This window comes from Rhodococcus sp. CH91, from assembly GCF_022554085.1.
Classification (GTDB): Bacteria; Actinomycetota; Actinomycetes; order Mycobacteriales; family Mycobacteriaceae; genus Rhodococcus.
In genome coordinates this window covers 317,683-344,592 of the sequence record NZ_JAKFYR010000002.1, presented here as the reverse complement: position 1 = coordinate 344,592, position 26,910 = coordinate 317,683, and the positions used below count along the sequence as shown (strand labels likewise).

29 protein-coding genes are annotated in these 26,910 nt (G+C 68.5%); 10 read left to right on the top strand and 19 right to left on the bottom strand.

Annotated elements, in window-relative coordinates:
- Positions 1 to 2: 2 nt before the first annotated feature.
- Together miaA and MOM01_RS05245 are read right to left on the bottom strand one after the other, a co-directional pair.
- The gene (gene miaA, locus MOM01_RS05250; RefSeq protein ID WP_241384328.1) at positions 3 to 983 is read right to left on the bottom strand and encodes a tRNA (adenosine(37)-N6)-dimethylallyltransferase MiaA; all 981 of its coding nucleotides are present in this window, start codon (positions 981 to 983) and stop codon (positions 3 to 5) included.
- A complete protein-coding gene (locus MOM01_RS05245; protein ID WP_241384638.1) occupies positions 980 to 1,693 on the bottom strand; it encodes a hypothetical protein in 714 nt (237 codons plus the stop codon). Before MOM01_RS05245 ends, miaA begins: the two co-directional genes overlap by 4 nt.
- Positions 1,694 to 1,842: 149 nt before the next feature.
- On the opposite strand from MOM01_RS05245, the gene MOM01_RS05240 reads away from it, so the two are divergent.
- On the top strand, positions 1,843 to 3,192 hold the full coding sequence (locus tag MOM01_RS05240) for a DUF349 domain-containing protein (RefSeq protein ID WP_241384327.1): 1,350 nt from the start codon (positions 1,843 to 1,845) through the stop codon (positions 3,190 to 3,192).
- A 113-nt stretch (positions 3,193 to 3,305) separates the two neighbouring features.
- Here MOM01_RS05240 and MOM01_RS05235 read toward each other — a convergent pair whose 3' ends face one another.
- Together MOM01_RS05235 and miaB are read right to left on the bottom strand one after the other, a co-directional pair.
- The gene (locus MOM01_RS05235) at positions 3,306 to 3,899 is read right to left on the bottom strand and encodes an Rv2732c family membrane protein (protein WP_241384326.1); all 594 of its coding nucleotides are present in this window, start codon (positions 3,897 to 3,899) and stop codon (positions 3,306 to 3,308) included.
- On the bottom strand, positions 3,887 to 5,416 hold the full coding sequence (gene miaB / locus MOM01_RS05230) for a tRNA (N6-isopentenyl adenosine(37)-C2)-methylthiotransferase MiaB (RefSeq protein WP_308196965.1): 1,530 nt from the start codon (positions 5,414 to 5,416) through the stop codon (positions 3,887 to 3,889). The genes MOM01_RS05235 and miaB overlap by 13 nt, the downstream gene beginning before the upstream one ends.
- A gap of 223 nt (positions 5,417 to 5,639) precedes the next feature.
- Between miaB and gluA the strand changes: the two genes are divergently transcribed.
- From gluA to MOM01_RS05210, 4 genes are all read left to right on the top strand, one after another.
- Complete coding sequence (gluA, locus tag MOM01_RS05225) at positions 5,640 to 6,368, top strand: glutamate ABC transporter ATP-binding protein GluA (RefSeq protein WP_241384636.1); 729 nt, start codon at positions 5,640 to 5,642, stop codon at positions 6,366 to 6,368.
- Between the two features lie 67 nt (positions 6,369 to 6,435).
- Entirely contained in the window at positions 6,436 to 7,269 is an 834-nt protein-coding gene (locus MOM01_RS05220; protein WP_241384325.1) for a glutamate ABC transporter substrate-binding protein, read from the top strand.
- 109 nt (positions 7,270 to 7,378) lie between these two features.
- Positions 7,379 to 8,059 carry an amino acid ABC transporter permease gene (locus MOM01_RS05215; RefSeq protein ID WP_241384324.1) on the top strand — a complete coding sequence of 227 codons (681 nt, stop codon included), beginning with the start codon at positions 7,379 to 7,381 and terminating at the stop codon, positions 8,057 to 8,059.
- The gene (locus MOM01_RS05210) at positions 8,056 to 8,964 is read left to right on the top strand and encodes an amino acid ABC transporter permease (RefSeq protein ID WP_241384323.1); all 909 of its coding nucleotides are present in this window, start codon (positions 8,056 to 8,058) and stop codon (positions 8,962 to 8,964) included. The genes MOM01_RS05215 and MOM01_RS05210 overlap by 4 nt, the downstream gene beginning before the upstream one ends.
- Before the next feature lie 3 nt (positions 8,965 to 8,967).
- Here the strand turns inward: MOM01_RS05210 and recX are convergent, their stop codons facing one another.
- The 6 genes from recX to MOM01_RS05180 all read right to left on the bottom strand — a co-directional run bounded on the left by recX (position 8,968) and on the right by MOM01_RS05180 (position 13,257).
- Positions 8,968 to 9,573 (bottom strand): recombination regulator RecX, encoded by a 606-nt coding sequence (gene recX, locus MOM01_RS05205; protein WP_241384322.1) that lies wholly within the window; start codon positions 9,571 to 9,573, stop codon positions 8,968 to 8,970.
- A gap of 98 nt (positions 9,574 to 9,671) precedes the next feature.
- Entirely contained in the window at positions 9,672 to 10,715 is a 1,044-nt protein-coding gene (gene recA, locus MOM01_RS05200; RefSeq protein WP_241384321.1) for a recombinase RecA, read from the bottom strand.
- A 213-nt stretch (positions 10,716 to 10,928) separates the two neighbouring features.
- Positions 10,929 to 11,123 (bottom strand): DUF3046 domain-containing protein, encoded by a 195-nt coding sequence (locus MOM01_RS05195; protein ID WP_241384320.1) that lies wholly within the window; start codon positions 11,121 to 11,123, stop codon positions 10,929 to 10,931.
- Positions 11,124 to 11,160: 37 nt separating this feature from the next.
- The gene (locus MOM01_RS05190) at positions 11,161 to 12,306 is read right to left on the bottom strand and encodes a glycosyltransferase (RefSeq protein ID WP_241384319.1); all 1,146 of its coding nucleotides are present in this window, start codon (positions 12,304 to 12,306) and stop codon (positions 11,161 to 11,163) included.
- 40 nt (positions 12,307 to 12,346) lie between these two features.
- Positions 12,347 to 13,069, bottom strand: coding sequence for a PIG-L deacetylase family protein (locus MOM01_RS05185; RefSeq protein ID WP_241384318.1), 723 nt, complete (start codon positions 13,067 to 13,069; stop codon positions 12,347 to 12,349).
- Between the two features lie 14 nt (positions 13,070 to 13,083).
- On the bottom strand, positions 13,084 to 13,257 hold the full coding sequence (locus MOM01_RS05180; protein ID WP_241384317.1) for a hypothetical protein: 174 nt from the start codon (positions 13,255 to 13,257) through the stop codon (positions 13,084 to 13,086).
- 243 nt (positions 13,258 to 13,500) lie between these two features.
- Here MOM01_RS05180 and MOM01_RS05175 point away from each other — a divergent pair, with 243 nt between their 5' ends.
- From MOM01_RS05175 to MOM01_RS05165, 3 genes are read left to right on the top strand one after another with little or no spacing between them, the layout of a single operon-like run.
- Positions 13,501 to 14,097, top strand: a complete 597-nt coding sequence (locus MOM01_RS05175; protein ID WP_241384316.1) for a biotin transporter BioY — start codon at positions 13,501 to 13,503, stop codon at positions 14,095 to 14,097.
- A gap of 19 nt (positions 14,098 to 14,116) precedes the next feature.
- Positions 14,117 to 14,797, top strand: a complete 681-nt coding sequence (locus MOM01_RS05170) for an energy-coupling factor ABC transporter ATP-binding protein (protein ID WP_241384315.1) — start codon at positions 14,117 to 14,119, stop codon at positions 14,795 to 14,797.
- A complete protein-coding gene (locus tag MOM01_RS05165) occupies positions 14,794 to 15,399 on the top strand; it encodes an energy-coupling factor transporter transmembrane component T family protein (RefSeq protein ID WP_241384314.1) in 606 nt (201 codons plus the stop codon). The genes MOM01_RS05170 and MOM01_RS05165 overlap by 4 nt, the downstream gene beginning before the upstream one ends.
- Positions 15,400 to 15,401: 2 nt before the next feature.
- On the opposite strand, the gene pspM is transcribed toward MOM01_RS05165, so the two are convergent.
- The 4 genes from pspM to pgsA form a co-directional block, all read right to left on the bottom strand.
- Positions 15,402 to 16,211, bottom strand: a complete 810-nt coding sequence (pspM, locus tag MOM01_RS05160) for a phage shock envelope stress response protein PspM (RefSeq protein ID WP_241384313.1) — start codon at positions 16,209 to 16,211, stop codon at positions 15,402 to 15,404.
- Positions 16,212 to 16,273: 62 nt separating this feature from the next.
- On the bottom strand, positions 16,274 to 17,080 hold the full coding sequence (locus MOM01_RS05155; protein ID WP_241384312.1) for a PspA/IM30 family protein: 807 nt from the start codon (positions 17,078 to 17,080) through the stop codon (positions 16,274 to 16,276).
- Between the two features lie 200 nt (positions 17,081 to 17,280).
- Positions 17,281 to 17,667 carry a helix-turn-helix domain-containing protein gene (locus MOM01_RS05150; RefSeq protein WP_241384311.1) on the bottom strand — a complete coding sequence of 129 codons (387 nt, stop codon included), beginning with the start codon at positions 17,665 to 17,667 and terminating at the stop codon, positions 17,281 to 17,283.
- 205 nt (positions 17,668 to 17,872) lie between these two features.
- Positions 17,873 to 18,559: a CDP-diacylglycerol--glycerol-3-phosphate 3-phosphatidyltransferase gene (gene pgsA, locus MOM01_RS05145; RefSeq protein WP_241384310.1), complete on the bottom strand. Its 687-nt coding sequence runs from the start codon at positions 18,557 to 18,559 to the stop codon at positions 17,873 to 17,875.
- An 82-nt stretch (positions 18,560 to 18,641) separates the two neighbouring features.
- Between pgsA and MOM01_RS05140 the strand changes: the two genes are divergently transcribed.
- Positions 18,642 to 19,130 (top strand): amino-acid N-acetyltransferase, encoded by a 489-nt coding sequence (locus MOM01_RS05140; protein ID WP_374112270.1) that lies wholly within the window; start codon positions 18,642 to 18,644, stop codon positions 19,128 to 19,130.
- 38 nt (positions 19,131 to 19,168) lie between these two features.
- Positions 19,169 to 19,453, top strand: a complete 285-nt coding sequence (locus tag MOM01_RS05135) for a YciI family protein (RefSeq protein WP_241384308.1) — start codon at positions 19,169 to 19,171, stop codon at positions 19,451 to 19,453.
- Here MOM01_RS05135 and MOM01_RS05130 read toward each other — a convergent pair.
- From MOM01_RS05130 to dapA, 5 genes are all read right to left on the bottom strand, one after another.
- Entirely contained in the window at positions 19,443 to 20,429 is a 987-nt protein-coding gene (locus tag MOM01_RS05130) for a TerC family protein (protein ID WP_241384307.1), read from the bottom strand. The two genes, MOM01_RS05135 and MOM01_RS05130, sit on opposite strands and share 11 nt — an antisense overlap.
- A 175-nt stretch (positions 20,430 to 20,604) precedes the next feature.
- Entirely contained in the window at positions 20,605 to 23,388 is a 2,784-nt protein-coding gene (locus MOM01_RS05125) for a DNA translocase FtsK (RefSeq protein ID WP_241384306.1), read from the bottom strand.
- 91 nt (positions 23,389 to 23,479) lie between these two features.
- Positions 23,480 to 24,106: a TIGR03085 family metal-binding protein gene (locus MOM01_RS05120; RefSeq protein ID WP_241384305.1), complete on the bottom strand. Its 627-nt coding sequence runs from the start codon at positions 24,104 to 24,106 to the stop codon at positions 23,480 to 23,482.
- 86 nt (positions 24,107 to 24,192) lie between these two features.
- A complete protein-coding gene (locus MOM01_RS05115) occupies positions 24,193 to 25,998 on the bottom strand; it encodes a ribonuclease J (protein ID WP_241384304.1) in 1,806 nt (601 codons plus the stop codon).
- Positions 25,998 to 26,903, bottom strand: a complete 906-nt coding sequence (dapA, locus tag MOM01_RS05110) for a 4-hydroxy-tetrahydrodipicolinate synthase (RefSeq protein ID WP_241384303.1) — start codon at positions 26,901 to 26,903, stop codon at positions 25,998 to 26,000. Before dapA ends, MOM01_RS05115 begins: the two co-directional genes overlap by 1 nt.
- Between the last annotated feature and the right edge of the window lie 7 nt (positions 26,904 to 26,910).

The window sequence follows — 26,910 nt, the reverse complement described above, 5'->3', positions numbered from 1 at the left end:
CTTTATCCCGCAGGTGGGACGGTCGAGGTCCGCGTGTCCTGCACGACCCGCAGGGCCGATTCGAGCAGGCGGGGATCGGCGCCGTCGAGCCAGTGGATGCGGGGGTCTCGGCGGAACCACGAGCGCTGACGCCGCACGTAGCGGCGCGTGCCGATGAACGTTCGCTCCCGGGCGGCGTCGCGGTCGTACTCCCCGTCGATGTACGCGAGGACCTGCGCGTAGCCGATCGCCCGACGCGCGGTGACACCCTCGCGCAGTCCCGCGCCGATCAGTTCGTGCACCTCGTCGACGAGGCCGAGCTCGAACATCAGGTCGGTGCGACGCGCGATGCGCTCGTCGAGTTCCTCGGTGGCGCGGTCGACGCCCAGGACGACGGTGCCCCAGCGGGGGTCGCCGATGACCGGTTGCGAGGCGGCGAACGGCTGTCCCGTCAATTCGACCACTTCGAGTGCCCGCACCATACGGCGGCCGTCGGTGGGCAGAATGGTCGCGGCGGCGGCGGGATCGGCGTGCCGGAGCGCCCGATGGATCGCGTCGAGCCCCTCGGACTCGAGCATCGCCTCCCACTTCGCCCGGACCTGCGGGTCGGTTGCCGGGAACTGCCACTCGTCGAGCAGAGCCTGCACGTACATCATCGACCCGCCGACGACGATCGGGACGTGTCCCCGTTCGAGGATCGCCTCGACGTCCGCGGTCGCGGCCTGCTGGTACCTCGCCACGGTGGCCGTCTCGGTCACGTCGAGGACGTCGAGCTGGTGGTGCGGGATACTGCGACGTTCGGCCGGCGAGAGCTTGGCCGTCCCGATGTCCATGCCGCGGTACTGCTGCATCGCATCGATGTTGACGATCTCACCGCCGAGCGTCTCCGCGAGAGCGAGTCCGAGATCGGACTTCCCGGTCGCCGTGGGGCCGACGACCGCGATCGGCCGGAGGGGGAGCCTGTCGGGTCGGTGGGTGTGCTCGCCGGAGGTGTCCGTCCTCACGGTGTCCAGATCCCCACGTGATAACCCACGCCGTAGGGCGCGGCACAATAGGTGACCTGCGCGGACCGCGGCGGGGCCGGGAAGGCCCCGGCCAGCACGTCCCAGGCGGCGCGGCCGTCGAGGCGGATCTGCGAGCACAGGTCGGCGTCGAGCGCCCCGAGAGCCACCGGATCACCGGTTGCCAGTGCGTCGGCGAGCGCCGCTTCCACGTCCCCGGACCGGGGATCGTATGCACCCGGAGCCTTCGCCGTGAGGGTCGCCGCTCCGTCCGCCACCACGAGCAGCGCCCGGGGCAGATCGTCGCCGTCGAGACGCGCGCGCAGCGACCGGCCGAGCTCGGAGCAGTGCGAGTTGTCCGAATCGGTCGCCACCACGTGGGTGGTCACCCGCACGTGCGGTGCCGTACGGTCGCGGATCCATCCGGCCACCAGCGCCGGCAGCGGCAGGCCGGGGTCCGGTTCGCCGTCCGCGTCGGGTCCGAGGCGCACGGGGACGTCGGCACCGAAACCCGAGAAGGTGCCGCAGGCGGTGGACGGAACGGTCTGCTCTACCTGTTCGGCACCGACGACGATCCACTCCACGGTGCCGGACAGGCTGCGACCGGCGTCGAGAATCGCGGCTCGCAGGTCGTCGGTCTCGGCTGCCGAGAGACCGTTCAGCTCGGGCACGAGCAGCGGTGGGGAGGGCACGAACGCCGCGGCGGTCAACACATCGGTCACCGTAGTCCACCGGACCCGGCGTCCTGTATCGGCACGACCTGTTTCAATAGGGGGCGGACACGATCGCGGAGCCCCGGGGTCGACCTGCGGTAGACCCATGCGACCAGGCAGCCGTGCCGCGCGGCAGAGATGAGGTATCGATGAGCGACCCGAACGCACAGGACCGAACTGTCGAGCCGACGCGGAGGCCCGTCCCGCGTCCCGGCCCCGCGGCTCCCCCCAAGCCACACCCGGTGGCAGCCCAGACCCATCCGCACGCACCGGCCGTGCCTGCGAGCGATCCGAGCCGGTTCGGGCGCGTCGACGAGGACGGCACCGCGTGGGTGCGTACGAGCGAGGGCGAGCGGTGCATCGGATCGTGGCAGGCCGGCGACGCCGCCGAAGGCCTGGCCCATTTCGGGCGCCGCTACGACGATCTCGCCACCGAGGTCGCGATACTCGAGACCCGTCTGGCGTCCGGCACCGCCGACGTGAAGAAGACCCGCGCCGCCGCCGAGTCGCTCGCCGAGTCGCTGCCGACGGCGGCGGTCATCGGCGATCTCGACGCGCTCGCGGCGCGGCTCGCGTCGATCATCGAACACTCCGAGGAAGCTGCGGCTCTCGCCAAGCAGGAGAAGGAGAAGCGCCGCGCCGCGAGCACCGCCCGCAAGGAGGAACTCGCGGTCGAGGCCGAGACGATCGCCGCGGAGTCCACCCAGTGGAAGGCTGCCGGCGACCGGCTCCGCGAGATCCTCGAGGAATGGAAGACGATCCGCGGCGTCGACCGGAAGGTCGACGACGTGTTGTGGCGTCGGTATTCCAAGGCGCGTGAGGCCTTCAACCGGCGGCGCGGCGCACACTTCGCGGAACTCGATCGTGAACGGGCGGCAGCCAAGAGCCGCAAGGAGGAGCTCGTCGCGCAGGCGGAGGAACTGCAGAACTCCACCGACTGGGGCGCCACGGCTGCCGCCTTCCGTGATCTGCTCACCGAGTGGAAGGCCGCCGGACGGGCACCGAAGGATGCCGACGACCAGCTCTGGAAGCGTTTCAAGGGCGCCCAGGACGTCTTCTTCGCGGCCCGCAACGCCGCGAACGCCGAACGGGACGCCGAGTACGAGGAGAACGCCCGGGCGAAGGAAGCACTCCTCGATGCGGCCTCCTCGATCGATCCCTCCACCGACCTAGAGGCGGCGCGGGCGCGTCTGCGTGAGCTGCAGGAACAGTGGGAGGCGATCGGCAAGGTGCCGCGCGAGCGCATGCACGACCTCGAGAGCCGCTTGAGGGCGGTCGAGAAGACGGTGCGCGAGGCCGCGGATTCGGAGTGGCGTCGTACCGATCCCGAAGCGCTCGCGCGTGCGGCGCAGTTCCGTGAGCGGGTGCGCCAGTTCGAGGAGCAGGCCGCCAAGGCGACCGCGGCGGGACGGGCGAAGGAAGCCGAGAAGGCGCTGGCCCAGGCGGCTCAGTGGCGCGAGTGGGCCGACGCCGCCGAAGGTGCCGTGGGCGAACGCTGAGTTCCCCGGGTGCCCCGGATGTGACGATCCCCCTCTCTCCGCGCGGAGAGAGGGGGATCGTCGCGTTCGGAGCCGGGGGTCAGGCCCCGGAATCGGTCAGGCGCCGGAATCGGTCAGGCCCCGGAGTCGTCGCGCATGAGACGGGGACGTTCGGTCTGTGCGGCCACCTTCCGCAGTTCCGCTTCTGCTTCGAGCTGGGCGGAGGTCCGCGACCACACCACCCGGGCCCAGTGGAAGACGATCACCATCACGGCGAACCAGCCGATCAGGAGGCCGAAGCCCGGGCCCGCGGCCGACGACTCGACGGGCAAGGTCTGGCGGGACCAGATCGCCAGCATGCCGAAGACGATCGTCACCGCCGATCCGGCCAGCGCCACCCAGGCGGGCATCCACTTGCGCGTGACGAGCGCGAGGATCGAGCCCAGACCCGAGAAGACCAGCGCGAACCACAGGAACAATCGTGAGGGGAGACCGATCTCCTCCGCGGCCGCGTCCGGCGCGGACGACAGCACCTCCCACCCGTTGACGGCACCTGCGTGGGGCAGGGCGAACGAACCCAGCAGCACGAGAACCGCGATCGCGACGAACATCGCCCGGGCGCCCGGATCGATGACGCTCGCCACCTCCCGTTCGGCGGCTTCGAGCTCGGCACGTTCGTCACCGCCGGCATGGTGATCGTGCGGCTTGTCGGTGCTCATGCGTTGCATCCCATCTGTGGCGGCAGTGGCTCCGGAACGCCGATGCTCGGCAATCCGAGTCCGACACCGATCGGCGGTGTCTTGGGGAGCCGGCCCTGTTCGAAGTGGTCTCCGGCGCGTGTGCGCCGGTGCGTGAGGATCGGCGTGTCCGCGACGAGGTGGTGCGGAGCGGCGTCGCTCACGACGATCGTGATGACATCACCCGGGCGTACCGCGGTGTCGACGGCACCTTCGGGACGGAAATGGACGAGGCGGCCGTCTCGGGCGCGTCCGCTCATCCGGGCGGTCTCGGCGTTCTTGCGGCCCTCCCCCGCCGCGACGAGCAGTTCGACCTCGGTCCCGACGAGCTTGCGGTTCTCCTCGAGGGTGATCTTCTCCTGGAGGGCGATCAGCCGCTCGTAGCGCTCCTGCACCACCGCCTTGGGGACCTGTCCCTCCATGTCGGCGGCCGGCGTCCCCGGGCGCTTCGAATACTGGAAGGTGAAGGCGCTGGTGAACCGGGCCTTCTCGACGACCTCGAGGGTCTGCTGGAAGTCCTCCTCGGTCTCCCCGGGGAACCCGACGATGATGTCGGTGGTGATCGCCGCATGTGGCATCGCGGCACGCACACGGTCGATGATGCCCAGGAAGCGTTCCTTGCGGTAGGAACGGCGCATCGCCCGCAGGATCCGGTCGCTCCCGGACTGCAGCGGCATGTGCAGCTGTGGGCAGACGTTGGGGGTCTGCGCCATCGCCTCGATGACGTCGTCGGTGAACTCCGCCGGGTGCGGGGAGGTGAAACGCACCCGTTCCAGACCGTCGATGTCGCCGCACGCACGCAGCAGCGACGCGAAGGCTCCGCGGTCGCGGGGCTGGTCGGGATCGGCGAAGGAACGGCCGTAGGAATTGACGTTCTGACCGAGCAGCGTCACCTCGAGCACACCCTCGTCGACGAGTGCTTGTACTTCGGCCAGGATGTCGCCGGGACGGCGGTCGACTTCCTTCCCGCGCAGCGACGGCACGATGCAGAAGGTGCAGGTGTTGTTGCAGCCGACGGAGATCGACACCCATCCGGCGTACGACGACTCGCGCTTGGCCGGCAGGGTCGAGGGGAAGGCTTCCAGCGCGTCGAGGATCTCGACCTCCGCCCGGCGGTTGTGCCGGGCACGTTCGAGCAGCGCGGGGAGGTTGCCGATGTTGTGCGTGCCGAACACCACATCGACCCAGGGCGCCTTCTTCACGACCGTGTCCCGGTCCTTCTGGGCGAGACAGCCTCCGACGGCGATCTGCATGTCGGGGTTGTCGTCCTTGACGGGACGCAGATGACTCAGATTGCCGTACAACTTGTTGTCGGCGTTCTCCCGCACCGCGCACGTGTTGAAGACGACCAGATCCGGGGACGAGCCCGCTTCCGCCCGGGTGAAGCCGGCGTCCTCCAGCAACCCCGAGAGGCGCTCGGAGTCGTGTACGTTCATCTGGCAGCCGTAGGTGCGGACCTCGTAGGTCCGGCTACCGGCGCGGGGGGCTTCTTCGTCGATCAGTGACACGTCTCAGGGTATCTCACGCCGGGAGTCGGCCTTCCCCGCGCCGACCCCACCGGAGCCGCCGGTGGCGACCGTTACCGGATCACTCGTAAAAATCGCGTGACGCAGGGCACGGGTGTCCCGAAATGCGAAGAATTACGGACCGGACGGCATAGGGTCTGCAGACATGACATCAGCGGCAGCCGGAACGGATCGTCCGTCCGAGGAGGCGGGCACCGCCTCGTCCATGATCTCGATGACCGGGGTGAACAAGCACTTCGGATCCCTGCACGTCCTGCAGGACATCGAGCTCGAGATACCCCGGGGACAGGTCGTGATCGTGGTCGGCCCGTCGGGTTCGGGGAAGTCGACCCTGTGCCGCACCATCAACCGCCTCGAACCGATCGACACCGGCGAGATCCGTGTCGACGGCGCCGTCCTGCCGGCTGAGGGGCGCGCGCTGGCCCACCTCCGCGCGGACGTCGGAATGGTGTTCCAGTCGTTCAACCTCTTCGCCCACAAGACGATCCTCGAGAATGTCATGCTCGGGCCCGTCAAGGTGCGCAAGATCAAGAAGGACCAGGCACGAGAGTCGGCGATGCAGTTGCTCGAGCGTGTCGGGATCGCCAACCAGGCCGACAAGTACCCGGCTCAGCTGTCGGGTGGCCAGCAACAGCGTGTCGCGATCGCCCGGGCGCTCGCGATGAACCCGAAGGTGATGCTGTTCGACGAACCCACCTCGGCGCTCGACCCGGAGATGGTCCAGGAGGTCCTCGACGTCATGACCTCCCTCGCGAAGGAAGGCATGACCATGGTCGTGGTCACGCACGAGATGGGATTCGCCCGCAAGGCCGGCGATCGCGTGTTGTTCATGGCCGACGGCCGCATCGTCGAGGACACCGAGCCCGACACCTTCTTCACGGCGCCCGAATCCGACCGCGCCAAGGACTTCCTCGGCAAGATCCTCAGTCACTGAACATCCCGTATCCGACGAGCGGACCCGCACGTCGTTGTCCACGCCCGACCCGTACCGGAGGTACTCGATGAAACTGTCCCGCTCGATCCGCCTGGGCATCGGCGCCGTTGCCGTGGCGGTGGTCGCTACCGCATGCGGCGGCGACGAGACGCGCAGCGTCTCTCAGTCCGCCGAGAACGGCACCCTCACGGTCGGCATCAAGTTCGATCAGCCGGGTCTCGGCCTGCGCAATCCGGACGGTTCGTTCAGCGGGTTCGACGTCGAAGTCGCCAAGTACGTCGCCGAGCAGCTCGGTGTCCCGGAGGAGAACATCGAGTTCAAGGAAGCGCCGTCCGCCCAGCGTGAGACGCTCATCCAGAACGGCGAGGTCGACTACGTCGTCGCCACCTACTCGATCACCGACAGCCGCAAGGAGAAGGTCGACTTCGCCGGACCGTACTTCGTCGCCGGCCAGTCGCTCCTCGTCCGGGCGGACGACACGGAGATCACCGGACCCGACTCCCTCAGCGGCGGCAAGCGCCTGTGCTCGGTGGCGGGTTCGACTCCGGCCCAGAACGTGAAGGACAACTACGCGCAGGACGTTCAGCTCCAGGAGTTCGACACCTACTCCCTGTGTGTCGAGGCGTTGCGCAACGGCGCGGTCGACGCGGTGACCACCGACGACATCATCCTCGCCGGATACGCAGCACAGAGTCCCGGCGACTTCAAGGTCGTCGGTGAGCCGTTCACCACCGAGCGCTACGGCATCGGCCTCGCCAAGGGTGACGACGAATCCCGCAACGCGATCAACGACGCGATCGACGAGATGATCGCCAGCGGTGCATGGGAGACGGCGTTCCAGGAGACGGTCGGCGTGTCGGGCTACGAACTCCCCGAACAGCCCACCGTCGATCGCTACTGAGCCCTACGTTCGACCCTTTCGTCCGTCGGTGCGGCCGGTCCGTGAGAAATGCGCGGACCGGCCGGACCGTTCCGGACTCCGCCCCGTCCCCTCGATCCCGGAGTGACCTGTGGATCTGTTGAGCAAGTACGGCAGCCAACTACTCGACGCGTTCTGGACCACGATCCAGCTGACCGTCGTGTCGGCGATAGGCGCGCTGATCCTCGGAACGATCCTCGCTGCGATGCGGGTGTCCCCGATACCTGTGGCGCGCGCCGTCGGCACCGCTTACGTGACGATCTTCCGCAACACCCCGTTGACGTTGATCATCATCTTCTGTCTGTTCGGGCTGTCCCAGACCCTCGGCATCAAGCTGGCCTCCGAGTCGTCGCCGACCTTCCTGGTGGACAACAACTTCCGGCTCGCGGTGCTGGGACTGAGCGTGTACACCGCCGCCTTCGTGTGCGAGTCGCTTCGTTCCGGCATCAACACGGTCTCGCTCGGCCAGTCGGAAGCAGGCCGCTCGCTCGGGCTGACCTTCAGCCAGAATCTGCGGTTGATCGTGCTGCCTCAGGCCTTCCGGGCAGTCATCGCCCCGCTCGGATCGGTTCTCATCGCACTGACGAAGAATTCGACGATCGCCTCGGTGATCGGCGTGTCCGAAGCGTCGCTGCTGATGAAGACGATGATCGAGAACGAGGCGGCGATCTTCGCCGTGGGCGGCATCTTCGCGCTCGGCTTCGTCATCCTGACCCTCCCCACCGGATTGTTGTTCGGCTGGCTCAGCAAGCGATTCGAGGTTGCCCGATGAGTGCCCACGGAACCGTTCTCTACGACGCCCCCGGCCCTCGCGCGAAAGCGATCTACCGGATCCTGTCCGTCCTCGTCGTCGCGCTCCTCGTCCTCGTCGGCTGGATCGTGTACCGGGCGCTCGACGCCAACGGTCAGCTCACGGCCGCGAAGTGGGAGCCCTTCCTCGAATCCACCAGCTGGACCACCTATCTGCTGCCCGGTATCCGCGGCACGATCGTCGCGGCCGTCGCGTCGATCGTGCTGGCGCTCGTGCTCGGCACGGTGCTGGGTATCGCTCGACTGTCCGATCACCGCTGGGTCCGCGCAGTCGCCGGGACGATCGTCGAACTGTTCCGGGCTGTGCCGGTTCTGATCCTGATGATCTTCGCCTACCAGGTGTTCGCCGAGTACCGCGTCTTCAAGTCCGAATATCTGGCGCTGGCGGCGGTCATCACCGGCCTGACCCTGTACAACGGCTCGGTGATCGCAGAGATCGTCCGCGCCGGAATCCGGTCGCTGCCGCGTGGGCAGGCCGAGGCTGCTGCCGCGGTCGGTATGCGGAAGAACCAGATCATGCGGCTGATCCTGCTGCCGCAGGCGGTCACGATCATGCTGCCCGCCATCGTGTCGCAGATGGTGATCGCGCTCAAGGATTCGGCACTCGGGTATCTGATCGGCTACGTCGAAGTGGTCCGTTCCGGCCAGCAGCTCGGCGCCTTCTTCGCCAACTATCTGCCGGCGTTGCTGGTGGTCGCGGTGATCATGATCGTCCTCAACAGCGCGCTGACCAGATTCGCGATGTGGCTCGAGAAGCGCCTGCGCTCCGGCAGGCGCAAGAAGGGCGCGATCGGGGCCGAAGACCCCGACAACCTCCCGACGATGGAGGTACCGGGCCTGGATATGGCGGGCGAGCGCCGCCCATAGCGCTCAGTCGTGCGGGAGGTCGCTCGCGTCCGCTCCGAAGGTCGCGAGCTCTTCCCGCACGACGTCGAACGCCATCCCCTGCGCGTAGCCACGCCGCGCGAGCATGCCGACCAGTCGCCGCACCAGCTTGTCGCGTTCGGCAGCGATCTCGCGGCGATCGCCCTCGGTGGGCAGCGGCGACTGGCTCCGCAGCTTCTTGCGGACCAGTTCGACCGCGCGTTCCCGCTCGTCGGCAGGATCGATCTGTTCGAGCGCGGCCTCCGCGTCGGCGGCGTCGATGCCCTTGCGCCGCAGTTCGAGTGCGATCGCGCGCTTGCCTTTTCCTGCGTGCAGGTGCCGTGAACGCGCCCACTGGTCGGCGAAATCGGCGTCGTCGATCAACCCCACCTCGGTGAGCCGATCGAGCGCGCGCTCGGCGACCTCGGACGCGAACCCCTTCTGCTCGAGCTTGGCCGCGAGTTCGGACCGGCTGCGGGCACGATCCGTCAGCAGCCGGAGACAGGCGTCCTTGGCCTGCGCTTCCGTTCCGCCACCGGGCAGCTCCTGCTCGGCCCGAGCAGGACGCCGGCGCGCGCGCCGTGCGGGTCGTCGTTCGTCGGGGTCGTCCATGAGGCGCACAGTAACCGGCCCCACCGACAGCACAGCCGGACGCCACGGGGCGCGGACGAATGCACCGTCCGCGCCCCGTGTGTTCGTCGGAGTGGTGACTAGAAGTCGGCCGGCTCCTCGGCGTCGCTCGGGTCGGTGAGCACCGCACCGATACCGAGCTTCTCCTTGATCTTCTTCTCGATCTCGTCGCGGATGTCGGTGTTCTCGAGCAGGAACTTGCGGGCGTTCTCCTTGCCCTGGCCGAGCTGATCGCCCTCGTAGGTGTACCAGGAGCCGGACTTGCGGATGAAGCCCTGATCGACACCCATATCGATGAGCGAGCCCTCCTTCGAGATGCCCTGGCCGTACAGGATGTCGAATTCGGCCTGCTTGAACGGCGGCGACACCTTGTTCTTGACGACCTTCACGCGGGTACGGTTGCCGACCGCGTCGCCACCGTCCTTGAGCGTCTCGATCCGTCGTACGTCCAGGCGGACGGAGGCGTAGAACTTCAGAGCTTTACCGCCCGTGGTGGTCTCGGGCGAACCGAACATCACACCGATCTTCTCGCGCAGCTGGTTGATGAAGATCGCGGTGGTGCCGGAGTTGTTGAGCGCACCCGTCATCTTGCGCAGCGCCTGGCTCATCAGCCGGGCCTGGAGGCCGACGTGACTGTCGCCCATCTCGCCCTCGATCTCGGCGCGCGGCACGAGTGCTGCCACCGAGTCGATGACGATGATGTCGAGTGCGCCCGAACGGATGAGCATGTCGGCGATCTCGAGCGCCTGCTCACCGGTGTCGGGCTGCGACACCAGCAGGGCGTCGGTGTCGACGCCGAGCTTGCGTGCATAGTCCGGATCCAGAGCGTGCTCGGCGTCGATGAACGCCGCGATTCCGCCGGCGGCCTGTGCGTTCGCCACCGCGTGCAGGGCCACGGTCGTCTTACCCGACGACTCCGGGCCGTAGATCTCGATGACGCGGCCGCGCGGCAGACCGCCGATGCCGAGCGCCACGTCGAGTGCGATCGACCCGGTGGGAATGACGGCGATGGGAGGACGTACGTCCTCTCCCAGCCGCATCACCGAGCCCTTGCCGAAGCTCTTGTCGATCTGCGCGAGGGCGAGTTCGAGCGCCTTCTCGCGGTCGTGAGCCTGTGCTGCCATCTTGGTCCCCTTAATCGAATCTCGTCCTTGTTGTCGACGACGTTAGAACCCGGCACCGACAAGTTGGCTGCCGCGACGGCGGAAACGCCGCGCCTGTGGATGGAATCACCGCCTGTGGACGACAACCCTCCCGATGGCCCCAGCATAGCCGAACACGTGTTCGAAGAGGGGATTCGTGAAGATCTCCCGGCACCGGCCGAGGACAGGCAGGAGCTATCGCCGCACCGGTGGCACGTCGAACTCGTCGCAGAGCGCCCGCCAGACATCCCGGGGCTCGCGCCCCGCCTCGATGGCCTCGGCAGCGGTCCGCCCGCCGAGCGAGAGCAGCACGTGGTCGCGCAGGAGCGCATCTCCGTGCATCTGCCCGAATTCGTCGCGGACCACCTCGTAGAACTCCGTCAACCGCACCCCGACCACGGTAGTCGCGGGAGACGGGCTGCGACAGTCAGCCCGGCACGGACTCGCACACCGCGACCGGATCCCGCATCCCGCGCGCCCCGTCCGCAGCCGCACGGGCCGCCGCAGCGAAGTCCGGCGACGACAGCACCTTCCCGATCGCGGCCCGGATCGAACCGGCGTCGAGCGGGCGCACCACCACCGCGCTCCCCTGCCGCGCCGCGCGGTTCGCCAGTTCCCACTGATCGCCGCCTCCCGGCACGATCACCGCGGGCACCCCGGCAGTCAGGGCCTTCGCCAGCATCCCGTGCCCGCCCCCGCACACGACGACGTCCGCATGCCGCAACAGCACGTCCTGCCGGCCGCGACCGGCGACGGCCCACTCCGGCAGCGACTGCTCCGGCGGGTCGAGCATCGTCGCGGCGACACGCATACCGGTCCCGTCGAGGGCATCGCAGACGGTCTCGACCATCCCTGCGACACCGGTCGTCGCGGTCGACGGCGCGACCATCACGACGGGCCCGTCGCCGGGCGGAGGGTCGAGGATCTCCTCGGTCGGCTCCCACAACAACGGGCCGACCAGATGCGCGTGGTCCGGCCAGTCGGGCCGGGGAACCTCGAGCGCCGGCAGGGTGGCGATCAGGCGCGCCCGCGGACCGGGGTCGCGAGCGGGCAGTCCTATCCCGATGCGGGCGGCCGAACGCTCTCGCTCCCCCTGTCTCAGGGACCGTGCGGTCATCGCGCGCAGCGCGGCGTCCCGCAGCCGGCCTCGCACGCCGGTACCCACGGCGAGACCGCTGCCGATGGGCGGAAGACCACGCGACGGGAGATAGAGCGGGTGCGGCGACAATTCGATCCACGGGATTCCGAGCGTCTCGGCAGCCATTCCCCCACCCGCCGTGAGCACATCCGCCACCACGAGGTCCGGTGACAGGTCCTTGAGATCGGCGAGGATCTCACTCGCGATGTGGGCGGCGCGCGCGTGGATCTTCGCTCCGGCATCGCCGTCGTCGTCCTCGCGCCGGGGCGCGAGCCCCTTCAACTCCGCGATCCTCGCACCGGGCACGTCGGCTCCGAGCCAGCGCGCGCCCGTGAAGACGACCGCGTCGTGCCCGGCATCGGTGAGACGCAGCGACAACGCGATCGCCGGAATCGCATGGCCCGCATCGGGCCCGGCCACCACCGCCACTCGCACGGCGCCCAGCGTGCCACACACCGCCCTCGCGGGACGTCCCCTATCCCGCGAAGGTGTACAACTCGAATCCCGAAGCGCGCTCGGCCGCGAAGCCGGCGATGGGCGCCGACACCTGCTCGACCTGCTCACGCGCCTGCGTCTCGACCGGTCTGCCGTCCAGAGCTTCGAGATAGCGCCTGTGTGCGGCGAGGGATTCGACCGCGATGTCGACCGTCTCGGTCACGTCCACCGCATGAGTGGGAGACGAAGGCGGACACACGGCGACCCATCGCACGCCGCGCCACGGCTCGAGGCCGCGCGCGGTGAGTTCCGGGAAGATCCATTCGTTCGCGGCGTCGGACACGCCGTCGACGACGCAGATTCCGAGCGCCCGATGGTCGGCGCTGTTGATCCACCCGGGCCGCGGGCTGAGAGCGAAGGCGAGCGTGACCACCATTTCGGGCCGGTGACGCCGGATCGCGGCGGCGATGTCGCGGCGTAGATCGAGCCCCGCGACCAGTTGCCCGTCCCGGTAGCCGAGGAACTCGACAGTCTCCACCCCGACGATCCGTGCGGATTCGCGCTGCTCGGCTTCTCGCAGCGGAGCGCTCTGTTCGGGCGGCAGACCGGCGATGCCCGCCTCACCCCGGGTGGCCAGGACGTATCCGATCTCCTTGCCCTGCCGGGTCCATCGCGCGATCGCTGCCGCGGCACCGTATTCGATGTCGTCCGGGTGGGCCACGACGACCAGTCCGCGGCGCCAGTCCTCCGGTACCGTCTCCATGGACACCCCTCGTTCTACAGTCGTGTCAGATCGTGCTTGTCACCTCCCGATACTGCCTTGTACAGCAGGTATCCGCCGAAGATCACGGCGCCGAGTACGAGGATGCCGAACAGGTTGTCGAGCAGGGCGCCGATCACGGCCAGACCCACCCACACCACGGCGACGATTCCTACGATCTTCCAGAACATGGCCACTCCCTCTCTCGCCCCGGCCACTGCTCGCCGGGATCCGTTGCTCGACACCCCTCGATCGTGACAGGTCGGACCCGGAAAAACAGCAGGTCAGAACGGATATCAGGGAAAGATCAGGGGACTCCCCGAGGCGCACCCCGGACGAGACGGGACGCGTCGGGGTGCGGGTCGGTGACGCACGGCACGCCGGTACGGCTTAGGCTCTACAGGTTCACCACCCATACCAGAAGGCTGAGAATCGTGTCCTCGTCCCGCCGTATCCCCGCGCGCGACCTCGCGCAGATCGCCGTCTTCGCCGCGTTGATCATCGCCCTCGGACTGCCCGGGCAGATCAGCATCGGATCGTCCGGCGTGCCCATCACGCTGCAGACTCTCGGGGTGATGACGGCGGGTGCCCTGCTGGGTGCGCGCAAAGGTGTGCTGGCGGTGCTCACCGTGATCGTGCTCGGTCTGGCACTGCCCGTTCTGGCAGGAGGCCGCACGACCCTCACGTCGCTGGCGGGGCCCACGGTGGGCTTCCTCATCGGCTGGATTCCGGCCGTCGCCGTCATCGGCTGGCTCAGTATGCGGATGCTGCCGCGCTACCGGACGCTGCCCGGCGTGGCCGTGAACGTGCTGGGCGGCATCGTCGTGCTCTACGCCTTCGGTATCGCCGGCATGGTTCTGCGCACCGATCTCACGGTCTGGGCCGCGGCCGCGGCCAATGTCGCCTTCCTCCCCGGCGATCTGCTCAAGGCGGTCGTCGCCGCCGTGGTCGCCGCTCAGGTGCACCGCGCCTACCCCGCTCTGGCGGCGCCGCGCTTCGCCCAGCGGTCGGCGGCGGATCCTGCCCACTGATGCCGGCGACCGACTGCCGATGAGCGAGATCCGGTTCCGCGAGGTTCGGCACGCCTACGGCGACCGCACCGTGCTCGACGGTGTCGACGTCACCCTCACCGAGCGACGTATCGGCATCGTCGGCGCCAACGGCAGCGGCAAGTCGACGATGGCGCGGATGATCAACGGCCTGCTCGTACCGACGTCGGGTTCGGTGAGCGTGGACGGGCTCGACACCGCACGCAAGGGCCGGCAGGTGCGCAGAAGGGTCGGATTCGTGTTCACCGACCCCGACCACCAGATCGTCATGCCGACCGTCGCCGAGGATGTGGCCTTCTCCCTCCGCCGCAGCGGGCTCGGCAAGGAGGAGCGGGCCGCGCGGGTGCGGCAGGTGCTCGACGATTTCGGGCTCGCGGGGCATCACGACCACCCCAGTCATCTGCTCTCGGGTGGCCAGAAGCAGTTGCTCGCCCTCGCGGCGATCATGGTCACCGATCCCGCGGTGCTCGTCGCCGACGAGCCGACGACGCTGCTGGATCTGCGGAACACCAAGCTGATCGCGCGCACCTTCGCCGGCCTGCCGCAGCAGGTCGTCGCCGTGACCCACAACCTCGACCTTCTCGGGGATTTCGATCGTGTGCTGGTGGTGGATGCGGGCCGGATCGTCGCGGACGACGAGCCTGCACCGGCCCTCGCGTTCTACCGGGAACTGATCGGGTGAACACCTTCGGTCTCTACCATCCCGGCAGCTCTCCCCTGCATCGCGCGCCGGCGGGTGGGAAGCTGATCGCAGCGGCCCTGACCATCCTCGTATTCACCCTGTGGATACGGCAGCCCTGGCAGGTACTGCCCGCCGCCGCCCTCACCCTTCTCGCGTATGCGATCGCCCGGATCCCGGCGCGTCTCGCCGCGGTGCAGTTACGCCCGCTGGTGTGGATGCTGTCGATCGTCGCCGTGTTCCAGGTCCTCGTGGCCGGCTGGGAGCGAGCGGTGGTGATCTGCGGATCGCTCCTGGTGGCTGTCGCACTGGCCGCGCTGGTCACCCTCACCACGCGGACGACCGACATGCTCGACACGATCGTCCGTGCGGCACGACCCCTGGCACGAGTGGGCGTCGACCCCGACCGGGTCGGCCTCGTCCTGGTGATGACGGTGCGAGCCGTTCCGCTGCTCGGCACGGTCGTCACGCGGGTGACCGAGGCCCGGAAGGCACGGGGGCTCGGGTTCTCGCTGCGCGCCCTCGCCGTCCCGGTGGTGGTGGGAAGCCTGCGGACGGCGGAAGCGATGGGTGAGGCACTCGCCGCCCGCGGCGTGGACGACTGACGTCAGTCCCGGAAGCGCTGCTGGATCTGTGCCACCTCACGCCAGGACTGCGCCCAGCTCTCGAGCTTGTCGGAGGTGGCGATCAATTCGGCGCGCTGCCGGTCGAGCATCGTGAGCGAGCGGTTGCCCTCGGCGGTGGCCGCCAGACGCGCAGCCGCAGCGACGAGTTCCTCGAACTGGTCGACACCGGCCTCGAGACGGCCACCCGCGTCGCTGATCGCGCCCGACAGATGGGCCTTCGCGGCGGCGCTGCCGCGGGCTGCCGCTTCGAGGGCGACGACGTCCTCGACGACGGCGTCGAGGGCCGACGAGGCAGCTCGGGCTGCGTCCTCGATCTCGGCGAGATCGTCGGCGGCCACGGAGTTCGACCGGACGAGGACACCGAGCAGACGAGCGAGGCTGTCCTCGTCCGCGGCGAGACGTTCCATCGGGGCTCGGGCGACCGACCCGCCGGGCGGGAGCGAGCGGCGTCGCGGAGGCGGTGGTGGTAGAGGCATCGCGTCGAGACGACGGAAGGTACGGAAGGCGAGAACAGCCGGCACCGCCAGCACGGCTGTCGCTCCGCCGGTCGCAACGAAAGTCCAGTCCGGAGCCGACGCCGCGACCAGGGCGGCGGTGCCGACAGCCGAGGTGCCCGAGGTGGCACCGAAGAACGAGGCACGGCGCCGGGCACGACGCTTCTTCCGCCGCAACCTGGCCGCAGGATCGCGCCATCTGCGTGCGGCCTCCACCGCGGCCCCCGTGACATCGCGGAGGGCGGCACCGGCCGAGCCGGAGATGTTCCCGGCCCGGCCGTGTCCGGAGATGTTCATGGCGATGTCACGTTCCCGGTCGTCGATGGGTGGTCCTCCGAGCTACGCGAAGACGGGAGCAATCACTGGCCGGTGGTGCCGGCGGCGCTCGGCGGCTCCTTGCGGGTGTCGACCGCCGGATTGGTGGCCGCACCGGGGAGCGCTTCGCCCTTCATCGAGGCACGGATCTGCTCGAGACGACTGTGACCGGCCATCTGGACGGTGGCCTGCTGCACCTCGAGCATGCGTCCCTGAACGGAGTTCTGGGCCAGTTCCGCCGAGCCGAGGGCGTTGGCGTAGCGGCGCTCGATCTTCTCCCGGACCGCGTCGAGGCTCGGAGTGGAGCCCGGAGCGGCGAGGGTCGAGTCCATCGAGCGCAGGGACTCGCTCACGCGTTCCTGCATCTTGGCCTGCTCGAGCTGGCTGAGCAGCTTCGTCCGCTCGGCGACCTTCTGCTGCAGTGCCATGGCGTTCTGCTCGACCGCCTTCTTGGCCTGCGCGGCGGCCTGCAGCGACTGGTCGTGCAGCACCTTGAGGTCCTCCACCGACTGCTCGGCGGTCACGAGCTGCGCAGCGAACGCTTCGGCCGCGTTCGTGTACTGGATCGCCTTCTCGGTGTCGCCGGCGGCGGTGGCCTGATCGGCCATCATCACAGCCTGGCGTGCGCTCGCGTTGAGCTTCTCGACCTCGTCCAGCTGCCGGTTGAGCTTCATCTCCAGCTGCCGCTGATTACCGATGACGGAAGCCGCCTGCTGCGAGAGCGCCTGATGCTGACGCTGAGCGTCCTCGATCGCCTGCTGAATCTGAACCTTCGGATCGGCCTTCTCATCGATCTTCGAGTTGAAAAGCGCCATGAGGTACTTCCAGCCCTTGACGAAAGGATTAGCCATGGGTGTGATCCTGCCTCCATCTGGTACGCCGCGCCGAACGCGACCCGGTGCGCGGCCCTCGCGCCCCGGTTCGAAGATCGCCGGTGCGCTGTACCCCCCGACGACCCCACCTGCCCTGCCCGGGTCCGTGCACGCGCCACGGCCCGGGCGATGTCGCTTCCGCCCGCATCCGGCGAGGCCGGCACGGTTCCTGATCCATGTTAGGCGGCTGCCAGCGCCTGCGCGGCCGGTGCGGGAATGACCATCCGCGGGTCCTGCGCGCGCAGGCCGGACTCGCCGACGGCACCGTCGTCGGATCGGTCCGCAGATGCGGTTGCGGAGGCAGCAGCCCCCACGCCTGCACGACGGTCTCCCCTGTCCGCCAGCAGACCGCTCACGTCGAACAGCACGTCGGACAGCGGGACGTCCAATGCATCGCAGATGGCCGCGAGCAGTTCGCTCGAGGCCTCCTTTCTGCCGCGCTCGATCTCCGAGAGATAACCGAGGCTGACCCGGGCGCTGCTGGACACTTCGCGCAGGGTGCGGCTCTGCGAAACACGGGTGCGCCGAAGGCTGTCACCGAGTGCCTCACGCAACAACAGCGCCATCCCATCCTCCTTCGTCCGTCGTGCCGACACCTCGACAACGCACGACGACGTCACGAGGTTCCCGCAGATCGATCGGACCTCGATACTGCGGTGTCCAGACATTACAACGCCGACGGCCACCGCAGTCGCGCGAGTAGCCCCGACACAGCGGTGTCGACCGCACCGAGGCGGATACCCGATCGGTCACCGACGGATCGAGGCCGCGTCACCGCGCGTCCTCACCCACGGGGTGGTCGTCCTCTGCATGGGCGTGCTCGCTTCGACGCACACCGGTGCGCAGCCGCACCGCCTGCACCACGTAGTCGAGTCCCGTCACCACCGTCAGGGCGACGGCCAGGACCATCAGGGCGATCGCCACGGGTGCGACCGCCTCGGGCAGTGGCAGCAGGTAGATGCCGATCGCGAGTGTCTGGACCAGCGTCTTGGCCTTGCCCCCGCGGCTCGCGGGAATCACGGCGTGGCGCAGCACGGCGAAACGCAGAGCGGTGATTCCCAGTTCGCGGGCAGCGATGATCCCGGTGACCCACCACGACAGGTCACCGAGCAGCGACAGTCCGACCAGGGCCGCGCCGATGAGTGCCTTGTCCGCGATGGGATCGGCCATCTTGCCGAAATCGGTGACCAGGCCGTGCCGTCGGGCGAGTTGACCGTCGATCCGGTCGGTGATGGCGGCGATCGCGAAGACGCCCGTCGCCGCGAGCCGCCACGCGGTGTCGTGCCCGTCGCCGACGAAGAGCAGCACCAGGAATACCGGCACCAACGCGATCCGGCCCACCGTCAGGATGTTGGCGATGTTCCACAAGGGCACGGGTTCGTGCGGGATCCCGGCGTGCGGTCCAGGTGCGGCGCCGCTCCCGCCCGACGCGGTGACATGCTGGCGGGGCGTGCTCATGTGCCCCACAATATCGCTAGGCGCACGCGCTACTGTTCACCGCATGACGACACCGGCGACGAATCACGACTCGACCGATCGAATGGTCGTGCGGCGCGCCCGAACCTCCGACGTGCCCGAGATCAAGCGGCTCATCGACATCTACGCGGGTCGGATCCTGCTCGAGAAGAATCTGGTGACGTTGTACGAGGCCGTCCAGGAGTTCTGGGTGACCGAACTCGCGGGCCGGGTGGTGGGCTGCGGCGCCCTGCACGTCCTGTGGTCGGATCTCGGCGAGGTTCGCACCGTGGCCGTCGACCCCTCGGTCAAGGGCCGCGGCGCGGGGCACCTGATCGTCGCCCGTCTGATCGAGGTCGCCCGCGAACTCGAACTGGAGCGATTGTTCGTGCTCACCTTCGAGGTGGACTTCTTCTCGCGGCACGGATTCACGGAGATCCACGGAACACCGGTCACGGCCGAGGTCTATGCCGAGATGTGCCGGTCGTACGATACCGGCGTCGCCGAGTTCCTGGACCTGAGCTACGTGAAGCCGAACACGCTCGGGAACACCCGGATGCTGCTCACCCTCTGAGAACCCGGCACCGCCGACATCACGAAAGCGAGGAACCGATGGCCCTGTTCGCTGTCGAGTACACCTATTCCGACGCGACCGCCACGGCGCGCGACGAACACCGCCCGAAGCACCGGGCCTGGCTCGCCGATCTCGTGGAGCAGGGCATCGTCCGGGCCACGGGCCCGTGGACCGACGGCTCCGGCGCACTCATCCTCGTCGACGTGGCAGACGAGGCCGCGGCGCGCGAACTGATGTCCCAGGACCCGTTCGCGCAGCGCGACCTCGTCGATGCCGTACGCATCACCGGGTGGAACCCGGTGATGGGCGTGTTCAACGCTTGACGGGCTCGTCCTCCTCGCCTCGCGTCTTGAGCAGGCTGGCCACCGTCGTCACGACGAGCACACCGACGATCACGGTGAGCGACAAGCCCGTCGAGATCTCCGGAACGGCCACGTGTTCGCCACCGTTGATCCAGCTCAGGGTGTTCTCGTGCAGCGCGTGGAGAACGAGCTTCACGCCGATGAACGCCAGGATGACCGACAGACCGTAGGACAGGTAGACCAGGCGCTCGAGCAGACCGCCGATGAGGAAGAACAGCTGCCGCAGACCCATCAGGGCGAAGGCGTTCGCGGTGAACACCAGATACGGCTCGGAGGTCAGACCGTAGATCGCCGGGATCGAGTCGAGCGCGAAGAGGATGTCGGTGAAGCCGATCGCGATGAGGGCGAGCAGCATCGGGGTGATCATCTTCTTGCCGTCGATACGGGTGACGAGCTTGTCGCCGTCGTACTCGTCGTGGACGGGCAGGAACTTCCGGACGATCTTGACCATCCGGTTCTCCGAGACGGCCTCCGGTTCCTCACCGTGGTCGCGGATGAGTTTGATCGCCGTGTAGATCAGGAAGATGCCGAAGAGGTAGAACACCCAGCTGTACGCGTTGATCGCCGCGGCACCGACCGCGATGAAGGCGCCGCGCATGGCCAGGGCCAGGACGATGCCGATCGTGAGTACCTTCTGCTGGAACTCCCTCGGCACCGCGAAGGTCGCCATGATGATGACGAAGACGAACAGGTTGTCGACCGACAGCGCCTTCTCGGTGATGTAACCGGCGAAGTATTCACCGCCGTAGGTCGGTCCCCATATCGCGAAGACGATGACACCGAAGACGATCGCGATGGCGATGAACACCGCCGACCAGAATCCGGATTCGCGCAACGTCGGCGCATGGGGTTTGCGGACGTGGGCGAAGAAGTCGAAGACGAACAATCCGAGGATGACGGCGATCGTGATCAACCAGGTCGTCAAACTTACGTGCACGGGCTTCACAGCCTTCCGGTAGGTTCTTCTCGTACCTGCCGGAGGTCTCTCCCGCCCGGATGTCTTCCCGGACCGACGGCCCCGGGACGGCTACGGTGCCGCACGTGCTGACGAGACCGCCGCGGATTAGGGGATACTCCCCTCCACAGCTGTCCCCGATTGTGCCACAGGCGAACTACTCGGCACCGGACGCCCCCTCCGCGGCATCTCCACCACCGCGGATCGAATACAGCAGACCGTCGAGTTCTTCGGGCTTGACCAGCACTTCGCGAGCCTTGCTTCCTTCGCTGGGACCGACCACTCCGCGGGTTTCCATCAGATCCATCAGACGGCCCGCCTTGGCGAAGCCGACACGCAACTTGCGCTGCAGCATCGAGGTGGAGCCGAACTGGCTCGTGACGACCAGCTCGACAGCCTGGAGGAAGACGTCGAGATCGTCGCCGATATCGGGGTCGACGTCCTTCTTGTCGCCGGCCTTCGGCGCGGTCACACCCTCGTTGTACTCCGGTTCGGCCTGATTCCTGGCGAAGTCGACGACCGCCGCGATCTCCTCGTCGGTGATGAATGCGCCCTGCATACGCACGGGCTTGCCCGCACCCATGGGCAGGAACAGTCCGTCACCCATACCGATGAGCTTCTCGGCGCCCGGCTGGTCGAGGATGACGCGCGAATCCGTGAGCGAGCTCGTGGCGAAAGCGAGCCGCGACGGCACATTCGTCTTGATCAGACCCGTGACGACGTCCACCGAGGGCCGCTGCGTGGCCAGCACGAGGTGGATGCCCGCGGCGCGGGCCTTCTGCGTGATCCGCACGATCGCATCCTCCACGTCGCGCGGGGCCGTCATCATCAGGTCGGCGAGCTCGTCGACGATCGCGAGAATGTAGGGATACGGCCGGTAGACCCGTTCGCTGCCGAGAGGGGCCGTGATCTCCCCCGATTTCACCTTGGCATTGAAGTCGTCGATGTGGCGCACCCGGTTCGCCTGCATGTCCTGGTAGCGCTGCTCCATCTCCTCGACGAGCCACGCAAGTGCCGCAGCCGCCTTCTTCGGCTGCGTGATGATCGGCGTGATCAGATGTGGGATGCCCTCGTAGGGGGTGAGCTCGACCATCTTGGGATCGATGAGGATCATCCGCACCTCGTCGGGCGTCGCCCGGATGAGCAGCGAGACGAGCATCGAGTTGACGAAGCTCGACTTGCCCGAGCCCGTGGAACCGGCGACCAGCAGGTGGGGCATCTTCGCGAGGTTGGCGGAGACGAAGTCGCCTTCGATGTCCTTGCCGAGGCCGATGACCAGCGGGTGGTGATCACGGCGAGTCGACGGCGCCGCCAGAACGTCCGACAGCCGGACGAGTTCGCGGTCGGTGTTGGGGACCTCGATACCGACCGCCGACTTGCCCGGGATCGGCGCGAGCAACCGCACGTTGTCGGTCGCGACGGCGTAGGCGATGTTCCGCGCGAGCGCGGTGATCTTCTCGACCTTCACGCCGGGGCCGAGTTCGACCTCGTAACGGGTGACGGTCGGACCGCGGGTGAAGCCGGTGACCGCGGCGTCGATCTTGAACTGTTCGAGGACCTCGGTGATCGCTTCGATCATCTGGTCGTTCGCCGCCGAGCGGGTCTTGGGCGGGTCGCCCTTGGTGAGCAGGGCGAGCGAGGGAAGCGTGTAGTCGCCGTCGACCTCCCGGTCGCGGACGAAGGTCTCGGCCGGTTCCGGTTCCGATGTCTGGTCGACGGGTTCGGGCGCGGGAGCGGGCTTCGTCTTCCTGCGTGCCGGCGCAGCGGGAGCCGCTGCGGCCTCGGCCTCCGTCACCGACGGCATCTCCAGGGTGGGAGGCGGGGTGCGCGGCGCTTCGGGTTCGGGCGTGTCGCCGTCCCAGAGTGGAAGCACCTCGGTCTTCGCGTCGCCGTCGAACTCGTCGGGCGGGTAGTTCTCGGCCGGGGTGCGCCGGCGCCGGGACCGCTTCGGCGCGGGCTCGTCGTCGACCGGGTAGCCGTCCGCATCGAACACCGGCGGCTCGTCGTCTCCGTAGTCGTCGTAGTGGCCGTAGCCGTAGTCGCCGTACTCGTCGTCGTCGCGGTAACCGATCCCGAAGTAGTCGCGGAAGAGGTCGGGCAGTTCACGAACTGTAGTGCCGGTGAGCAGCAGGACTCCGAACCCGGCCGCGAGCAGCATCAGCGGCACGGACAGCCAGACGGTCAGACCCGAGGTGAGCGGACCGCCCACGGCCGCCCCCACGAAACCGGCGCCTTCGGCGCGTCCCTCCGCGTCCGTCGGGGAACCGGACGCGATGTGCCACAGTCCGAGCGCCGCCAGGCCCACGAGCAGCCCACCGAGGACGAGCCGAGGCCGGATCTCGGGTTGGGGTTCGGTGCGCATGAGCGTCACCGCCACACCGATTCCGACGAGCGGAAGCACAGCGCTCGCGCCACCGGTGACAGCGCGGACCGCCGTTTCGACCCACTCCCCCACCGGTCCACCGACCCCGAACCACACCGTGCCGGCGATGATCACCCCGATCGAGATCAGTCCGAGGGCGATCCCGTCGCGGCGGTGTCCGTGTTCGATCTCGGTGGCGCGACCCATCGTGCGGGTCGCGGCTCCGACCGCGCGGGCCGTCACGACCCATCCGGCACCGATCGTGCGGCCGACCGCGGTGAGGATTCCTCCGGAACTGCGCCGGGGACGGGGCGGCGCGGGCCGCCGACCGCCGGCCGGGGCCCGACGCGCGGTACCGCCGGTGCGACGGCTCGCCGTCGAGGCTGCTGTGCGGGGTTTGCGGGCGGCGGTGGATCTGCTCGCGGTGGAGCCGGAGCCCTTCGACGAGGCCGACGTTCTCCCCCTCGACGACGAGGCGCCCGTGGTGCGGGCCGTGCTGCCGCCCGACCTCCGCGTCCCCGTCCGCGACCGAGAGGTCGTAGACGACGTTCCGCGGCTGCCCGACGACTTTCCTGCCATATCCGTCAGGGTAGCCGCACCGACCACTCATGAACCATCAGCAACACGGGTACCGACGGCGGCACTGGTCACAACGGCCCCTGAGGGGGCCTCACACTCCGCGCTTCGAGCTCGTCAGTTCGGAGACGGCGGATTCGTCCCCGTCGGTCTCCAATCGCACCTCGTCGCGGCCGAAGGCATGCAACAGGAGTTCGGACGGTTCGCCGCGCAGGACCACGGTGCGGGGGCCACGCTTGCGCACCGTGGCGTTCTCCCCCGTGCCGGCTCGTTCGAACACGACGGTGACGTCACAACCGCCGTAGCTGTTGCGTCCGATCATCCGCGCGACCCGCCAGAGGTGGTCCTGGTCGTCCGACGACAGCGCCCGCGGCTCCCAGCCTGGTTGCGCGCGACGCACATCCTCGTGATGAACGAACATCTCGGCGGCGTTGGCGACCGAATCGAGCAGGTACAGCGGGGACCACTTCGGCGGGCCGGAGTCGAGGTCCGCGAGCAGATGTGCCCACTGCCGATCGGTGGCGGCACGGCGCACCTTCTCGGTGTGCCCGGCGAAAGCAGGGACGACGATGCCCGGCATCGTGTCCACGCGCCGCTCGCGGACGAGCAGGTGGGCAGCGAGATCCCGGACCGACCAGTCGCCGCAGAGCGTCGGCGCGTCGGGTCCGACCTCGGACATGGTGCGGACGAGGGCATGTCGTTCGCTTCGGGCGAGGCTCATTCCGCCACTCTAGCGATCGACGCTCGCCACGCCCATCACGCGAGCGTGCGTGTTCCGGGGCCGCACGCGGCGGCCCCGGAGGACGCTCAAGAGACCGCGATCACCGTGGGGACGATCATCGGGCGACGGCGATAGGTCTCCGCGACCCACCGGCCGACGACGCGGCGGATGCCCTGCGCGATGCGATGGGTCTCCGTCACACCCTCGGCTGCGAGTTCGTTGAGCGCCTTGTCGACGAGCTGTGCCGCCTCGTTCAGCGCGCCCGGATCGTCGGAGAATCCACGCCCGGAGACCTCCGGCGTGCTCACCGCACGCCCCGTGCCGGCGTCGACGGCGACCGAGATCGAGATGAAGCCACCTTCGCCGAGGACGAGCCGATCGGACAGGGTGGACTCCCCCACGTCGCCGACCGACAGGCCGTCGACGTAGACGTGTCCGACCGGGACCCGGCCGACTATCTCGGCAAGCCCGTCGACCATGTCGACGACCACGCCGTCCTCCGCGAGCACGATCCGGTCGCGGGGAACGCCCGTCGCCTCGGCGAGCGCGGCGTTCGCGCGCAGGTGCCGCCATTCGCCGTGCACCGGCATGGCGTTGGTCGGGCGCACCGCGTTGTACAGATACAGCAGCTCACCGGCCGATGCGTGACCGGAGACGTGCACCTTCGCGTTCTGCTGGGTCACGACCTTCGCTCCACGCTTGGCGAGACCGTTGACGACCGCGAACACGGAGTTCTCGTTACCGGGGATCAGCGACGAGGCGAGCACGACGAGGTCGTCGGCGCGGATGTTGATCTGACGGTGTTCGCCCCGCGCCATCCGCGACAGGGCCGAGAGCGGCTCGCCCTGGGAACCGGTGGAGACCAGCACGACCCGGTCGTCGGGCATGCTCGCGGCGGTGTCGATGTCGACCTCGAGGCCGTCCGGCACGTTCAGGTAACCCAGATCCTGCGCGATCTGCATGTTGCGGACCATCGAGCGGCCCACGAACGCCACGCGCCGGTTGTACCGCTCGGCGACATCGACGATCTGCTGGATGCGGTGCACGTGGCTCGCGAAGGACGCCACGATGACGCGGTTGGTGGCCTTGCCGATGACGTTGTCGAGTACTCCGCCGATCTCGCGCTCGGGAGTGACGAAGCCCGGCACCTCCGCGTTCGTCGAGTCGACGAGGAACAGGTCGACGCCCTCGTCGCCGAGCCGGGAGAAGCCGGCGAGGTCGGTGAGCCGGTTGTCGAGCGGCAACTGGTCGAGCTTGATGTCGCCCGTGTGCAGCACGACACCGGCGGCCGTGCGGATCGCGACGGCGATCGCGTCGGGAATGGAGTGGTTGACGGCGAAGTACTCGCACTCGAACGGGCCGTGGGAGGTGGTCTGCCCCTCGACGACCTCGACGAGGTTGGGACGCTGCCGGTGCTCACGGCACTTGGCTGCGACCAGCGCGAGGGTGAACTTGGAACCGACGACCGGGATGTCCGGGCGAAGACGCAGCAGGAACGGCACGGCACCGATGTGGTCCTCGTGACCGTGGGTGAGGACGATCGCTTCGATGTCGTCCATCCGGTCCTCGATGTACCGGAAGTCGGGAAGGATCAGATCCACGCCGGGCTGCTGGTCTTCGGGGAACAGCACACCGCAGTCCACGATCAGCAGACGGCCCTGATGTTCGAAGACCGTCATGTTGCGGCCGATCTCCCCGATACCGCCGAGCGCGACGACGCGCAGGCCGTTGCGGGGCGCCTTCGGCGGCGGCCCCAGTCTTTCGGTCGGGTCGACGACGCGTGCGTCGGGACGCTGCGGGGAAGCGGAATTCTGGGCCACGCGGCGGGGCGGGCGGGTGGGCGGACCGGCGTTACGGGTCGCGCGGCCACGGCTACGGTTCGGACGACTCATCACAGCACCCCCGCGGTCTGCAGATCGGCTGCGAGAGCGTCGATCTGCGCAGCCACCGGCGCGACCTGCGGCAGACGTGGCTCTCCCACATCGATACCGAGCAATCGCAGACCGGCCTTCGATGCGCTCACCCCGCCCAGTCGTGCGACAGCGCGGTAGATGGGCACCATGGACAGATTGATGCGGCGGGCGAGTTCGAGGTCTCCGGCGGCGAAGGCCGTGTGCAGCTCACGGAGACGGCCCGGCACGAGATGACCGATGACACTGACGAACCCGACCGCACCGACCGACAGCCAGGGCAGATTCAACGGATCGTCACCCGAGTAGAACTGCAGCTCGGTGGTCCCGATCAGTTCGGCTCCCGCGTTCAGGTCTCCCTTGGCGTCCTTGACCGCGAGGATCCTCGGGTGTTCGGCGAGCAGGCGCAGGGTGTCGGTCTCGATGGGCACGACGGAACGCGGCGGGATGTCGTAGAGCATGACCGGCAGATCGGTTGCATCGGCCACGGCGACGAAATGCGCGTAGAGGCCGGCCTGCGGGGGGCGCGAATAGTAGGGCGTCACCACGAGCAGGCCGTGCGCTCCGGCTCGCGCGGCGTCGCGGGCGAGCTCGACGCTGTGGGCGGTGTCGTTGCTGCCGGCCCCGGCGATGATCTTGGCGCGGTCGCCGACGGATGCGAGCACGGCCCGCATCAGTTCCATCTTCTCGTTCTCGGTGGTGGTGGGCGATTCGCCGGTGGTACCGGCGAGAACCAGTGCGTCGCAGCCGCCGTCGACGAGGAAGTTCGCCAGACGCACACCCGCATCCACGTCGAGCTTGCCATCGGCAGTGAACGGGGTCACCATCGCAGTGGCGACGGTGCCGAACGGAAGCTCGACAGCAGTTGCGGAATCACCGTTGGTCATGGTCAGA